The 15,507-nt window shown below is 49.4% G+C and carries 9 protein-coding genes; all 9 read left to right on the forward strand.

Features of this window, described 5'->3' with window-relative positions:
• The first annotated feature begins 133 nt into the window (after positions 1 to 133).
• Complete coding sequence (locus ACFGVR_RS15190; RefSeq protein WP_448698165.1) at positions 134 to 3,448, forward strand: SusC/RagA family TonB-linked outer membrane protein; 3,315 nt, start codon at positions 134 to 136, stop codon at positions 3,446 to 3,448.
• A 61-nt stretch (positions 3,449 to 3,509) separates the two neighbouring features.
• Complete coding sequence (locus ACFGVR_RS15195; RefSeq protein ID WP_448698166.1) at positions 3,510 to 4,982, forward strand: RagB/SusD family nutrient uptake outer membrane protein; 1,473 nt, start codon at positions 3,510 to 3,512, stop codon at positions 4,980 to 4,982.
• A 32-nt stretch (positions 4,983 to 5,014) separates the two neighbouring features.
• Positions 5,015 to 7,783, forward strand: a complete 2,769-nt coding sequence (locus tag ACFGVR_RS15200; protein ID WP_448698167.1) for a prolyl oligopeptidase family serine peptidase — start codon at positions 5,015 to 5,017, stop codon at positions 7,781 to 7,783.
• Positions 7,784 to 7,807: 24 nt separating this feature from the next.
• Positions 7,808 to 9,088, forward strand: coding sequence for a thioredoxin fold domain-containing protein (locus ACFGVR_RS15205; RefSeq protein ID WP_448698168.1), 1,281 nt, complete (start codon positions 7,808 to 7,810; stop codon positions 9,086 to 9,088).
• 5 nt (positions 9,089 to 9,093) lie between these two features.
• Positions 9,094 to 11,631, forward strand: coding sequence for a GH116 family glycosyl hydrolase (locus ACFGVR_RS15210; RefSeq protein WP_448698169.1), 2,538 nt, complete (start codon positions 9,094 to 9,096; stop codon positions 11,629 to 11,631).
• On the forward strand, positions 11,624 to 13,948 hold the full coding sequence (locus tag ACFGVR_RS15215) for a sugar-binding domain-containing protein (RefSeq protein ID WP_448698170.1): 2,325 nt from the start codon (positions 11,624 to 11,626) through the stop codon (positions 13,946 to 13,948). Before ACFGVR_RS15210 ends, ACFGVR_RS15215 begins: the two co-directional genes overlap by 8 nt.
• Positions 13,949 to 13,965: 17 nt before the next feature.
• Positions 13,966 to 14,640 carry a hypothetical protein gene (locus ACFGVR_RS15220; protein WP_448698171.1) on the forward strand — a complete coding sequence of 225 codons (675 nt, stop codon included), beginning with the start codon at positions 13,966 to 13,968 and terminating at the stop codon, positions 14,638 to 14,640.
• A 27-nt stretch (positions 14,641 to 14,667) separates the two neighbouring features.
• A complete protein-coding gene (locus tag ACFGVR_RS15225; RefSeq protein ID WP_448698172.1) occupies positions 14,668 to 15,027 on the forward strand; it encodes a hypothetical protein in 360 nt (119 codons plus the stop codon).
• Between the two features lie 4 nt (positions 15,028 to 15,031).
• Positions 15,032 to 15,499, forward strand: a complete 468-nt coding sequence (locus tag ACFGVR_RS15230; protein WP_448698173.1) for an Lrp/AsnC family transcriptional regulator — start codon at positions 15,032 to 15,034, stop codon at positions 15,497 to 15,499.
• Positions 15,500 to 15,507: the final 8 nt, after the last annotated feature.

The following is a 15,507-nucleotide window of genomic DNA, read 5'->3' on the forward strand; positions in this document are numbered from 1 at the left end:
ACCGGAAGTGCTGGAAACACTACCGGTCAATTTGGGCGACCCTTGAACAAATCGCGAGAGATCTTCAATCATTCACCCAAACAATACCAAAGATATGCAATTAACCCCAAGGTTTAAACAACTCTTATTGGTTATGAAATTAACCGTATTTCTGTTAACCATTACCCTCCTCCAGGTATCCGCCGCCGGTTTTTCCCAAAAGATCAGCCTGAAGGAAAAGAACGTGACCATCGACAAGGTCCTAACCCAGATCCAGGACCAGAGCGGCTACGAATTCTTCTACAACGCCAGCGCCCTCAAACAAGCCGGAACCGTCGATATCAATATTAAAGACGCCACCGTACAAGCCGTACTTGATGAACTATTTAAGAATAAGCCTTATACCTATTCAGTGGATCAGAATACGATCACCATAAAGGAAAAGACAGCTTCCTTTGTGGACAAACTCAAGGAAAAAGTCAGAGCAGTTGCTGATGCTCTTGCCGCTATTGATGTAACTGGTCGTGTAACTGATGAAAACAATCAGCCGCTATCGGGTGCAACTGTACAGGTAAAAAATGGCACGAATGCCACAACGACTGATGTCAATGGCTTTTTCACGCTCAAAAATGTACAACCTAATGAAACCATCGTTATAACCTTTATCGGCTTCGACAAAAAGGAGTTGCCGGCCGTGGCCAATGTCGGTCAGATCAAATTGACCACCGCGACCTCTAAACTCGATGAAATTCAGATCATCGCTTATGGTCAAACCACCGGCCGTCTGACAACCGGGAACATCTCGTCAGTGTCGGCAAAAGAGATCCAGGAACAACCGACCGGAAATCCATTGCTTGCTTTGGAAGGAAAAGTTCCGGGATTATTCATCACGCAGTCTAGCGGCATTTCCGGCGGTGGGGTAAACGTCCTCATACAGGGACAAAATAGCATCACGCACGGCAATGACCCTTTTTATGTGATCGATGGGGTACCTTATGTCTCGCAATTATTGCCTAATCTGGGCTCGAACATCTTAGGAACCTCTGCCGCCGTGCCGGGAAATTTTTTTAACAACCAGGCTGGCAACCCGCTGAGCTTTATCAATCCTGATGATATCGAAAGTATCAGCGTCCTCAAGGATGCGGACGCTACAGCTATTTATGGCTCCCGCGCGGCCAATGGGGCAATCCTGATCACTACCAAAAAAGGGAGACCCGGTCCGACGCGAGTGGACATTAACTTTCAGCAGGGCTTGGGGCAGACGGACCGGAAGCTTGATCTCATGAATACGCAGCAGTACCTGGAAATGCGTTTAGAAGCTTTTAAAAACGACAATATTGCGCCTTCGGCCACTGATTATGATGTCAACGGCTTATGGGATAAATCGCGTTATACGGACTGGCAAAAGGTATTAACCGGCGGAACCGCTCATTATGCTGATTACAATGCCACGATTTCCGGCGGCACAGCCAATACACAGTATCTCGTCGGCGGCACCTTTCACCGGGAAACGACGGTTTACCCCGATGATTTTGCGGACCAGAAAGCATCGATCCATTTCAGCATCAACAGCACCTCAACGAATCAGAAGTTCCACATCGGGTTAACCGGAAGCTACCTGGCAGATAACAACCGCCTGCCCAATGCGGACTTGTCAGGCTCCGTTTTTAAGGCACCTGACGCTCCGCCGCTCTATAACCCCGATGGGTCTTTGAACTGGGCACCCGACGCGACAGGCACATCAAGTTGGTTAAATCCACTTTCTTACTTAGCGACAAAGTATCTGAACCAGACCAATAACCTGATCGGAAACGCGAATTTAAGCTACATCCTATTTCAAGGTCTTCAGTTCAGCGCTAATTTAGGTTACAACCGGCTAACATCCAACGAGACATCTACTTTACCTCAGGCGAGTTACCCGCCCGAAAACGCTCCTTATAACTTACGCACGGCACAATACGGCTATAATACGATCGAATCCTGGATCATAGAACCACAATTAAACTACAAAAAAAGCTTTGGAAGAGGTAGAGTAGACGCTCTTCTTGGGGCAACGACCAATCAAAATAGCAGCAACGGTCTGCAGTTTTTCGGATCGGGCTATAACTCGGATGCCGTCTTGCAAAATATCCTCGCGGCTACCGCCGTGCAGGCCACTTCCACAACGGTTAGCACATATAAATACAATGCGATTTTTGGCCGTGTAAACTATAACTGGGATGATAAGTATATCACTGACCTGATCCTGCGGAGAGATGGCAGCAGCCGTTTCGGTGCCGCCAATGAATTTCACGATTTTTGGTCAGTTGGGGGCGCATGGCTTTTTTCCAATGAAACATTTATTAAAAATAAATGGGCCTTACTCAGCTTTGGTAAATTTAAAGCAAGTTATGGAGCGACCGGCAGCGACCAAATTGGGGATTACCAATTCCTGAATTTATATACTCCCTACAATCCTGGTGTAGCTTACCAGGGTATTAGCGCCCTGACGCCAAACGGTATTCCTAATCCCTATCTGCAATGGGAAGAAACGCGCAAGTTGAATTTTGGCCTCGATCTCGGTTTTTTACAGGACCGTATCACTATAGGTGTTAATTACTTTCGCAACCGCTCTTCTAATCAACTGCTCACTTACTCACTCCCGCTCATCGCTTCGCCAACGGGTAATGTGACTGCCAATTTCCCGGCTTCCGTGCAAAATACTGGCTGGGAACTCACGGCTAACAGTACAAATGTCAAGACGAAAAGCTTTAGCTGGTCAACAACGTTTAACCTGACCGCTGCCAAAAATAAACTCCTTGACTTTCCAAACCTCGCTTCCTCGAGTTACGCTAATAAATTGATCATCGGTCAACCGGTCAACATCATTAAAGCCTACCAGTTCCTTGGAGTTGACCCTGGGGTAGGCCGCTATGTGTTTTTAGACAGTAAAGGTAATGCTACTTCTACGCCTAATGCGGTCACTGACAAAACCGTGCTCGTTGACCCGAATCCTTTACTATATGGCGGTTTTGGTAACCGGGTACGTTATAGAGGATTCGAACTAAATGTTTTCTTTCAATTTGTTAAGCGCCGGGCAGCAAGCTTCTATTTTGGTGACGGGTTTGCCGGATCTGTGAATATCAACGAACCGGTCAACGTTTTAACACGCTGGCAAAAACCGGGCGATCTAGCAAGTATACAGCGCTTTACAACAGGAATCGGTTTGATTACGCAAAGTTTTGACGCCCAACAGTCCGATGCCAATTACGTTGATGCATCCTATATCAGGCTGAAAAATGCCTCTTTATCCTGGCAGTTGCCCAAATCGACCCAGCAACATTTAGGTTTGCAAAATGCCCAGATTTATCTGCAAGGCCAAAATCTGCTCACCTTTACCAACTACCCGGGCCTGGACCCTGAAACATTAAGCCGGACTTCGCTGCCCCCTTTAAGAATTATTTCGCTTGGGATAAGAATGGGGCTGTAAGACAATCTTTGGAAATTTAAAGAAGAACAAAATGAGACCAATATATTTTAGAAACGAGAAAATGATCCAGCACCTAAAGGTGAGGTTAACAGGGATCTCGCTGAAAGTGATTTTACTAACCGCTACATTGTGCGCTATCGGTTTGCCTGGCTGTAAAAAGCTGGTGGAAGCTCCGGCACCCTATACGAGCGTCAATGCTGCAAACGTCTATGCAACAGATGCCACCGCGATCCCGGTACTGACCGGAATATATGCCCAATTAAGTACAACACCTAATTTTCAGGGGTTAAACGGGTTTGATATACTGCTTGCGTTGTCTGGCGATGAGCTGACACTTTATAGCGGGTTAACCAATAGCAGCCAGAATTTTTATTACAGCAATTCCCTGACCAATGGGAATCCCGACTTTTGGAAAGCTGTTTATCCGCAGCTATTTACCATAAATTCAGCAATCGAAGGCCTGAGTGCCTCCAATACGCTCACACCTTCCGTTAAACGTCAATTGTTAGGTGAGGCGGAGTTTATGCGCGCTTTCTGTTATTTTTATTTGGTCAATCTCTATGGCGATGTGCCGTTAATCACGAGTACAGACTATAAGTCCAATGCTTTAAGCGCCAGAACACCTAAGGCACAGGTCTGGGCGCAGATCATCGCTGATCTCAAAGCGGCACAGGTGTCCTTAAATAATAACTTCCTCGACGGAACTTTATTGGCTGTCACTACGGAACGGGTGCGTCCGACTTCATGGGCTGCCACAGCGCTGTTAGCGCGTGTCTATTTGTATACAGCTGACTGGGCTAACGCCTATACCCAATCGTCATTGCTGATCGCGAATCACGCGCCGTTTACTCTGGCCCTCGTTCCCGATCTCAACAGCGGAAACGTGTTTCTCGCCAATAGCCAGGAAGCGATCTGGCAATTACAACCCGTGGATACGAACCCCACCAATACTTGGGATGGTGGTATTTTTATCTTACCACCCACCGGCCCCAGCCGGGACCAGCCAGTTTATTTAAGTTCCTACCTGTTAAATAGTTTTGAAGCCGGCGACCAACGGAGGACTAACTGGGTAAGTAGCGTAACCTCAGGTGGTACCACTTATTATTTCCCGTTTAAATATAAGGTTGCCGGTAGCACCACGGCTCCGGTCACTGAATATACAATGGTATTACGATTGGCTGAGCAATACCTGATCCGCGCTGAGGCAGAAGCCAACGGCGCCGGCAGAGGAACCGCAGCAGCGATCGCGGATATCAATGTCATACGCAAGCGTGCCGGTTTATCCAATACCCCCGCTTCGACCCAGCAACAACTGCTCGCCGCGATCTTACATGAACGCCAGGTGGAGCTCTTCATGGAGTGGGGAAGTCGCTGGCTGGACCTCAAGCGGACCGGTAATGTTGATGCCGTGATGGGCACAGGCGGCGTTTGCGCGGCTAAGGGAGGGACGTGGCGAAGCGAATGGGCTTTATATCCAATCCCGCTAACCGAATTGAACGCCGATCCTTCGCTGGTACAGAACCCTGGTTACTAACCAATAGGAATTATTTTTTGAAATCGACTCCCATGAAAAAACTATTCGTGCTGTTTGCCTTATTGCTGCCATTGTGGGTTTGGGCACAAAAACCGGTAATTGATCCTAGCACCTATGATCCCGCCACCTGGGCGTCGGCGCAACAGGCGATCATCAGTAACGACGGCCTTTATGCGGCTTACCTGGTGGTCCATTCCACCAAATATGAAAATTCCCTGGTTATCAGGACCATTCACGACACCTGGAAATTTAGTGTCAGCGGAAAACGATGGGCTGCTTGTGTTTTTAGTGATAACAGCCGAAACGCCATTTTTATGAAAGGCGACAGCCTCGTGATTGTGGAACTAGGCAAGGACAACGTAAAATATCTGATAGGTGTCACTTCTTTTAAAACACCCCATAAAGGCAACTGGCTGGCCTGTTTAGGCCGGGACCGGCTATTAAGGATATATGATCTTGTAACGCAGCAGAAATTTCAAGTGCCCGATGTTCAGCAGTATGCATTTAGCGAAGACGGTGCATATCTATTCCTGCAGGTCAAACCGGAAAAAGCATCGCAGGTAACATTTGAACAGCTAAGGCTCACGGATGGCCATAAAACTGACTTTTGGAAGGGCGCTGACCCAGGTCCGATCGTTCTCAGCCAGGACGGGACTAGAATAGCATTTACCGGGCAGAGCGACGATGGAGGTCGGACATTGTGGTTCTATATATCCGGGCAGACCGCCGCGACACCCTTGCTGACGGATTCTGCCGCTCAAAGGCTGTACGGGCTCGATCTGGGTGAAATTACGGCTTTTGACCAAAAAGGCAACTCGCTTTTGCTTTCCTTGGATCATCAGATCGAACTGCCCCCGCTGGATCCCAAAGCGGCCAGTGTCGATGTTTACAGCTATACCGACGCGAGCCTTCAATCCCGACAATTGAAAGAGCTTCCAGGCCAGTCCAAGATCAGTTATTATTTTACCGCGAATCTGGGCACTCATCAGATTACCCGTCTGACCGGGACGAACGAATGGCTTCAGACGCAGCCGGAAGATTTTGGCAGCGGTTCAGGAGACTTTGTGTTGACGGCTAAAGGCCCCATATTCAATGGGGAATCACTTTGGAACAAGTACGCGCTGGGAACTTTATACCTGAGTTCTAAGAGCGATGGCTCCCACAAACTGATCGCGAAAGACGTTTCCGACTGGGAGATCTTCAATTATCATTTGTCGCCAGGAGGGCACTATGTCATCTACTTTGAGGCGGGAAAGCAAAATTATTTCTGCCGCTCTACCATAACCGATATCACTCGGAATATTACCCAAGGTATAAAAACCGTCTGGACCACTTATCATGACCAGGATGTACCTCGTTCTAAATTTGTGCCGATAGGTATCGCCGGTTGGCTAAAGGGTGACCAGGCGGTATTGCTTTATGATCAAAATGATATCTGGAAGGTCGATCCGGAAGGCAAATACCCTCCCGTCAATTTAACGGGGGGATATGGTAAAGTCCATCAGCTGATTTGCTCTTTTTCGAAAGCAGAGGCTATGGCACAGATCGATCCTGATCAGACCATCGTATTGAACGTTTTTAGCCGTAAAACAAAAGCCAACGGTTTTGCAACGATCATACCGGGCAGGTCCGGCTCGCTAAAGTTAGGGGCGCTTTTGCCCTATCTTTTCCAGGCCAGCGTCGATAATGAGGAAGACCCTGGCGGCGCTGTGCCTGTCAAAGCCAGGGACGTCAATACCTGGCTTGTTTTGCGGCAACGTGCGGACGAAGCGCCTAATTATTTTTGTACCAAGGATTTTAAGGATTATCGCGCGATCAGCGATGTCCAGCCACAAAAATCCTACAACTGGATGCATTCTGAGTTGGTCACCTGGAAACTGCCGAACGGTAAGATGAACCAAGGTATCTTCTATAAGCCGGAGAACTTCGATCCTAAAAAGAAGTACCCGGTCCTATTTTATTACTATGAGAAATTGTCTGAACGGCTGCATGGCTTTTTACGGCCGGAATTTATGGAGGGTCAAATCAACATTCCCACTTATGTCAGTCAGGGTTACCTGGTATTTACGCCGGACATGTATTATGAGATCGGTCATCCCGGAAGCAGTGTCGTTAACACAGTGGTATCAGCAGCAAAGTATTTGGGCCGGCTCCCTTATGTAGACAATAAACATATTGGTCTTCAAGGCCATAGCCGGGGCGGCTGGGAAACAAATTATATTGTCACCCATAGTCATCTTTTTGCTGCAGCAATGTCTGCGTCGGGTCTGACCGACTATGTCAGCATGGCCAATGACATCCAGGCATTGGGATCAGGAAATGCCAGGAGCGGGAGTTTTTCAATGGGCTACCAGCGCATCGGCGCGGATATACTCGACCGGCCGGACCTTTACATCGAGAACTCGCCCATTTTTAAGGCGGCGAACGTTCAGACACCGCTGCTGATGATGGCCAATAAACAAGATGCTGATATCCCTTTTCAACAAGGTTTGGATTTTTTTATCGCCTTAAGGAGACTGGGTAAGAAAGTCTGGTTGCTCCAATATGATGGTGAGGGACATGTCGTTTTTGAAAATCGTAACACCATAGATCTTACGATCCGAACCCAACAGTTCTTCGACCATTACCTTAAGGGTGCCCCTGCTCCCAAATGGATGACAGAAGGTATTCCCGCGGTGCTTAAAGGCAGGGACGGGCGTTTCGAGTTGGGACCGGCGGGCGCAACTCCCGGCGCCGGGTTGCTGATGCCTGATGCAGTGAGAAAAAAAATAAACGCCGTCCTGCAAACAACGAAACATTAATTTTTAATCATCAATCACTGAACAATGAAAAAGCTAATCATTCTCCTCTATTTATACATCCCGGTACTGGCGACCGCTCAAACTACCGGGGTTCGTTTCGAACAAAACCTAAGTTGGGAACAAATCCTCGCGAAAGCCAGGACCGAACATAAATATATTTTTTTAGACTGTTTTGCGACCTGGTGCGGGCCATGCCGGCAGATGGATGCCAAGGTTTATCCGACCGACAGCGTAAGCCAGGCGTTAAATCCGCGGTTCATTTCCGTAAAAGTACAGTTTGACACGACCCGGAATGATGATCAAATGACCAGGGCCTGGTATGCGGATGCACATCGTATACTCGAAAGTTACAAGGTTAACGCGTTCCCGACCTTTCTTTTTTTCAACGATCAGGGCGAGATCATTCACCGGGGGGTAGGTTATTTAAAACCGCAGGAATTTATCAAATTGGCCGGGGATGCCGCGGATCCTGAAAAACAATATTATACGTTGGTCAGGGATTACCGTTCAGGCAAGACAAGTTATGCGCAATTGCCCGCTTTGGCAGTGCTATCCAGAAAATTCAATGAGAACCCAACGGCTTTCGCGATCGCGGAAGATTATGAACATCATTACCTCGATAAGCTGCCGGACAGCCAGTTTGCAACTAAAGACAATATGGAGTTCTTATCCAAATTCGCGGAGGTACTGAGTTCCGGGGACCGGATATTTACCTGGTATCGTGATCACGGAAACGAAGTTGACACCCTTCTCCATACGAAAGGGTATAGTAACAGCATGGTCAACTACATCATTTACAAAGAACAGGTTCTGCCCGAATTTGCTGCGGCGAAGGCACGTAAAAGCGACCCGGACTGGACCAGGGTACATACCGCCATTCAACAAATTTTCGGTGCTCATCTCGCAGACGTCAATGTTTTGAACGCCAGGGTCAATTGGTTTAAGGAACAAAAGAACTGGAAGAACTACACGCATTATCTGGTCGAACAACTGGAACGGGACCATATTGAAGATTCGCCAAAAGACCTCTGGGGAGTAATGGGTTTGAATAACAACGCCTGGGATATCTTTCAGCACAGTACTGACAAACAGGAATTGGAAACAGCCCTCAAATGGGCCGACCTCGCTATCGCGATACAACCGAAGGATGGCGGGAATAAAGATACGAAGGCCAATATCCTTTACAAACTGGGCCGCAAAAAAGAGGCCCTGGCACTAGAAGCACAGGCCCTTGAACTTGAGCCAAAAAATAAAGATATCCAGGAGGCCTATAAAAAAATGCAACAAGGCTTAACTACCTGGTGAATCTTATGAAAGCTATTTTTTTAATTATCGGTGTGTTTTTTATTTCGATGGCATTTGGCCAATTGGACAGCAGCCACCATGTACCTTTAGCGAAGACCAGGAACCCGGACAAAGTATGGGCTAATGGTCCGACCACTTATAGAGGTGAGCAACTGGAAACGATCGGGATGCCCATTGGCGGCATCGCCGCCGGGCAGTTGTATCTGAGAGGGGACGGGACGCTGGCGTGTTGGTGGATCGCGAATAATGCTTACAATACCGGCGATGGCCACCACCCGTATTTGAAATACCGAACCCGGCAAGGAACCTATGAGACAGGTTACCAGACGTTCCGCCCTGCATCTTACGTGGAAAACGGATTTACATTAAAGGTTAAAGGTCAGCAGCCGGTCCTATTGAATAAGACGGGCTGCCCGCATATCACTTTTGCCGGGGAATACCCGGTTGCCACGGTGCAATATCATAACGCCGGACCCGTCAAAGTAACCCTGACCGCCTGGAGTCCTTTTATACCGTTGGATGCGCGGGAGAGCGCGACTCCTGCCAGCATCCTGCAATATACCCTTTATAATGGCACCAATGTCCCGGAAGCGGTCTCGCTGAGCGGACAACTGCAAAATCCGGTCGAACTGGATGAACAAGGGCAATATGCCGCTATTAGCCGTAACCGGGTCTTGCTGGAAAAAGGCCGAATCGGCGTGATGATGGATGTTACCGGGAATGATATTCCTCAAGATCATGCATTCAATGGGAACGTAACGCTGAGCCTGTTAGGTCACGGCTATGCACTAGCAGAACAAGGGACCGCCAGTCAAACCGCCGAAAAGCCCCTGGGTATCCCGCTGATCGGTGAAGTGGGTCAAACCCTGATACTCAAACCTTTTGAAAGCCAGACGCTGACCTTTATCCTCAGTTGGTATTTTCCCAACCGGCCGCAGAATCAGGGGCACGGCTACAATTGGAATGAAGCCATTCCCTGTACAGGGACAAAGATCGGCAACAATTATGTGAACTGGTTTAAGAGCTCAAAGGACGTAGCTGCGTGGGTTAGCAATAACTTTAAACGGTTACAGGATCAAACGATGGCTTTTCATCATGATTGGTACAGCGGTACGATACCTTACTGGCTGAACCGGAGGATATTGATGCCGGTTAGCACACTGGCCACGGAAACCTGCCAGTGGTGGGGCAATGGCAAATTCTACGGATGGGAAGGCGTCGGCAGTTGTGAAGGTACGTGTACGCACGTCTGGAATTACGAGCAGGCACTAGCCCATTTGTTTCCCGAGCTGGAAAGGAACCTGCGGGAACGAACCGATCTGGCAACCTCTTTACGACCTGACGGCAAAGTCGATTGCCGCAATGGCCATGGTGGTTATGTCATGGACGGGCAAGCCGGCACCATCCTGAAAGCTTACCGCGAGCATCTGGCCAGTCCCGACAACGCTTTCCTCGACCGGAACTGGGCAAAGATCAAGAGCGCCATGCAGGTCTTAATCCTGGCAGATGGTAATGGTGACGGGCTTATTGAAGGGGACCAGCCCAACACCTATGATATCGCGTTCCATGGCGCCAATACTTATGTCGGCAGCCTGTACCTGGCCGCATTGAAAGCCGCTGCCAGGATGGCGCGAACCGAGCATGACCAAAGTTTCGCCGACAGTTGCGGGCAGATCGCTGCAGCAGGAAGCCTCAACAGTTCGGAAAGGCTGTTCAACGGCCACTATTTTGTTCAGGATGTCGACCTGGCTGCGTATCCCAAGTGGCAGTACGGCAGGGGCTGTCTGTCCGACCAATTGTTCGGCCAAACCTGGGCCGGGCTGACCGGCCTGGGTTACCTTTATCCGAAAGCGGAAATAGATAGTGCCCTGCTATCCATTTACCGTTATAACTGGGCGCCGGATATAGCGGCTCAAACCAGCCTTCACCCTGCTGAGCGCGACTTTGCAAACGCCGGCGAGGCCGGCCTGCTGGTCTGTACCTGGCCTTTTTCCGCGCACCCAGGTAACACCGGGGTGCGTTACCGCGACGAAGTCTGGACCGGCGTCGAATACCAGGTCGCCACTAACCTCATCCAGGAAGGATATACCAACGAAGCCCTGGCCATCCTGAAAGGCCTGGACCGGCGCTATGACGGCACCAGGCACAATCCCTGGAACGAAATTGAATGTGGCGATCATGATGCCCGCGCCATGGCCAGCTATGGTGTCCTGCTGGTGCTGGAAGGCCTGCAATATGACGGCCCAAATCAAAGTTTAAGCTTTACACCCAAAGTACAAAAAGACCGCTTCAAGGGCTTCTTGTCTACAGCCGAAGGCTGGGGCACGATCAGCCAGGAAAAGCAAAGCCAATCTATTTCTATCAGCTACGGTAAACTACCTCTGAGAACTTTGAGTCTTGAACAAAAAAAAGGCAGGATACAAGTGTTGCTGAACGGCAAAGCCATCCAATTTACGCAAAACGCCCGGCTTGGGCAGATCGAATTGACATTCACTCACCTGGTCATTCGCCAGGGACAAACCCTAACGATCAATTATGTATAAGAAAAGTTATATCTGTCTTTTGTTCAGTTTCCTGAGCGTCACAGTCCGCGCCCAAATGACCACGCGCTGGGCGAAAGAGGTGGACCCAATCAAACCTTTGAATGAATACCCGCGCCCGCAAATGGTCCGGCAGGGATGGATCAATTTGAACGGTCGTTGGGAATACGCAGTCACGCCGAAAGATCTTCCACAACCGCAGCAATGGGATGGTCAGCTCCTGGTACCCTATCCCATAGAGAGTGCGCTTTCCGGGGCAATGAAAAATCTAAAGCCCGATCAGAACTTATGGTACCATAGGGCATTCATTAGCAGTAAAACAGACCAAAGGACGCTCCTGCATTTCGGCGCGGTCGACTGGCAGGCGACTGTCTATATCAATGGCCACGAAGCCGGTTGCCATACCGGTGGCTATACGGAGTTCACGATCGACATCACGGATCAACTGAAATCCGGTGAGAACGAGTTATCGGTGAAAGTTTACGACCCGTCAGACCAGGGTATCGGTCCGCATGGCAAACAGGTGCTGAACCCGAAAGACATATACTATACATCCAGCAGTGGTATCTGGCAAACCGTTTGGCTGGAAGAAGTACCCTGGAACTACATCCATGCTTTGCTCATCACGCCCAATGTAGATTCCGGCTTTGTTGCCGTCACTGTGAAAAGCGACCACGCCGGAAAGGTACAGCTGGCAGCCGATGGCCGTGCGGTCCTTGGCCATACCAATGAACGCATCAAATTACCTATACCCAATGCCCACTTATGGTCGCCGACCGATCCTTATTTATATGACCTGAGCGTCAAAATGGGGAATGACGAAGTTAAGAGCTATTTCGGCATGCGTAAGATTTCTGTTCAGAAAGACGAGAAAGGGATAGACCGGATCTTCCTGAACAATAAGTACTGTTACAACCTCGGTGTCTTGGATCAGGGTTTTTGGCCGGACGGCTTATATACCGCTCCGACCGATGAAGCTTTGAAATTTGATATCGAGGCGGTCAAAGCGATGGGCTTTAATACGATCCGTAAGCACATCAAGATAGAGCCTGCACGGTGGTATTATTGGGCAGATAAATTGGGAATGCTCGTCTGGCAGGACATGGTGAACCCCAGCCAGGGCTTGCCGGAGGGCGCTAAAGCGGCATTCGAGCAGCAGTGTAAGGAAACACTGGAACAGTTGCATAACTATCCCTGTATCACAACCTGGGTGTTGTTCAACGAGAAATGGGGACAGTATGATCAAAAACGGTTGACGGACTGGATCAAACAAACCGATCCTTCTCGTCTGCTCAACGGCCATACCGGCGAGATCCTGTATGTCAACGAGCAATTGCGATCACCCAGCCCGGATGCCTATGTGGACGCGGATTTGACGGACGTACACAGTTACCCGGATCCCATGTTGCCGATCAAACAACCTGGCAAAGCGCAAGTACTTGGAGAGTTCGGTGGGATCGGTGTGGCTATCCCCGGCCACGAATGGAATCCTTACCAGGGCTGGGGATATATCAAAGTCAGCCCCGGGCAGGTCAGCAGTCGTTATGAAGCCATGACCAACGATCTCGTCCTCCTGGAAAAAGCAGGTCTTTCCGCCAGCATCTATACACAGCCTTATGATGTTGAAGGCGAAGAGAATGGCCTGATGACCTATGACCGCCAGATAATTAAGATCCCCTTAAAGGAAATGCAGCGCATCAACGGGAAACTCGTCGCCAGATCGCCTAAGCTGCCGGACATCCTGATCCAAGATTCCAATAAAGAAGACGAAGGCGTAACCTATACTCTACTCTTTGATCAATACCTCCATGGCAAAAGGGAACCAGTTTTTTTGAAAGAACTGGCGCTGATGAGCCAGCGCGTTAATGACAAAACGGGAGGGGCCAGGGTAGCCGCCAGTTATATTGAAACGCTCAAAGCCCCGCTGACCATGGATGACCTGCGTTTTACGCTGCAATTTACCAAAAGTAGCCATGATCCCGGATTCCGGTTAATGATAATCCAGCCGGCGGCATTTGAGACACTGATCGGAAAGAGGACGTTAATCACTACGCAAATGAACTGCATCTATAACGGCGATATTGCGCCGGCCATGCAGGTCACGAACAACCCGGACTGGATCACTATCGCTAAAGTGACCGGGACATACGGCCCCGCCGGCGAGGAAATCTACCTGCGCGCACGCATGATCGATGCCCTGAATAAAAAGGACTGGGAAAACTACGCCCGCGCAGCCCGGCCGTATCTCCAGAAATATGGTGCCAATATTAAAGAACAGGAAAAACAAACATTTGAGAACCTCTTACAACAACATCCATAAAACCAATTAATCCAATCATGAAAAATTTGAAACAAACCCTGCTGGCGCTGCTGACCATAGCGGCCATAGCCAGCTGTAAAAAACAAGACTCGGTAAAAACCTATCCCTTGGCCTCAATTAATGTGGCCAACGTCGTTGTCGGCGGCACCGCATTAACCCTGAACAACAGTGCGCTGACCGTTAGCAGCAACAATTATGCACAGTTGTCCGTCAATGCAGGCAACAGTGCTGTTAACCTACATCCGGCTGCAACTCCTTCAGTCGTTTATTACAATCAAAACATCCAAACTACAGAGGGTGGTTATTATTCGCTTTTCCTTTCGGGGCCATCGCCCTCTTCTGTTGACAACGTGCTGATCAAAGAGAGCTTTACTACCTACCCCGACAGTACCTGTGGCGTTCGCTTCATCAACCTGGCGCCTGGCAGCAATCCGGTAAGCGTAAACATCAGCGGTCACCCGAACGGATCAGAGGTTCCCACTTTGGCCTACAAAGCGTATACAGACATTAAAAAGTATCCGGCGGATGGCAGGAACCCCAGCTATGGTTTTGAATTTCGCGATGTTGCCACGGGAAATCTTATTGTGAAATATACGCTGAGTTCGCGTTCATTTCACAATGTAACCATTGTATTGCGCGGCATTGTCGGCGGATCTCCTGCTGCGGGTATAACCTTGGTGAAAGATTATTAAGACGCAGGACAGGAACCGAATTATTCTATGAAAAATTTTAGAAAACTTGCTCTCCTGCTGGTTGCCCGACTATGCCCATGCCTGATTGGTTTACTGACCTCCTGCGCCGCGCTTCAAAAACCGGCGCAGGAACAGGCTGTGGCTTACCGGGTAACGCTCGCCGTCTCCGCTACCGGCGGTGAAGAAAGCATTGCTGAAACTTTAGCCGTGATAGCCGTTGAAAACCTGGGCGAAGGGTACGAACCAAAGGATATTTTCAGCCGGAATAACCCTCAGCGTATCCTCCAATTCCGCGTCCCCAGCGAACAGGCGGCTACCCGGATCGAACAGCAACTGCGCTTCGCAGGCATCGTTATCACCGGCTACCATATCGAAAAGCTTTACTAAGACCATGATCAACGGCAAACTGGACGATATTGACTTAAAAATCCTCGCGCAACTGCAACGCGACGCCCGCATCAACAACGTCGCGCTCGGCAAACTGGTAAATTTAAGCTCCGGCCCCGTGCAAACCCGCATCGAAAAACTCGAAGAAGCCGGTTATATCGAACGCTACCAGGCCATCGTCAACCGCGTCGCCGTAGGCCGGCCCGTCCTCGTCGTCCTCCTGATCTGCCTCCAAAACCAGCAAGCCAGCCAAATGCGGGCCTTTGAACTCATGCTGTCGGCCTTACCCGAAGTGCAGTCCTGCTATATCGTCGCCGGCAAATGGAACTTTGTCGTCCACGTTTCCATGCCCAGCCCGCAGGTCTATGCCGTCTGGCTTTTCGAGCATATCACCTCCCATGAGAACATCAAAGAAGTGCAAAGCAACTTTATGCTCTTTGAATCAAAAAGCTACAGCGGCCTGCCGCTCTAAAAATTAAC

The organism is Mucilaginibacter aureus (assembly GCF_053514885.1).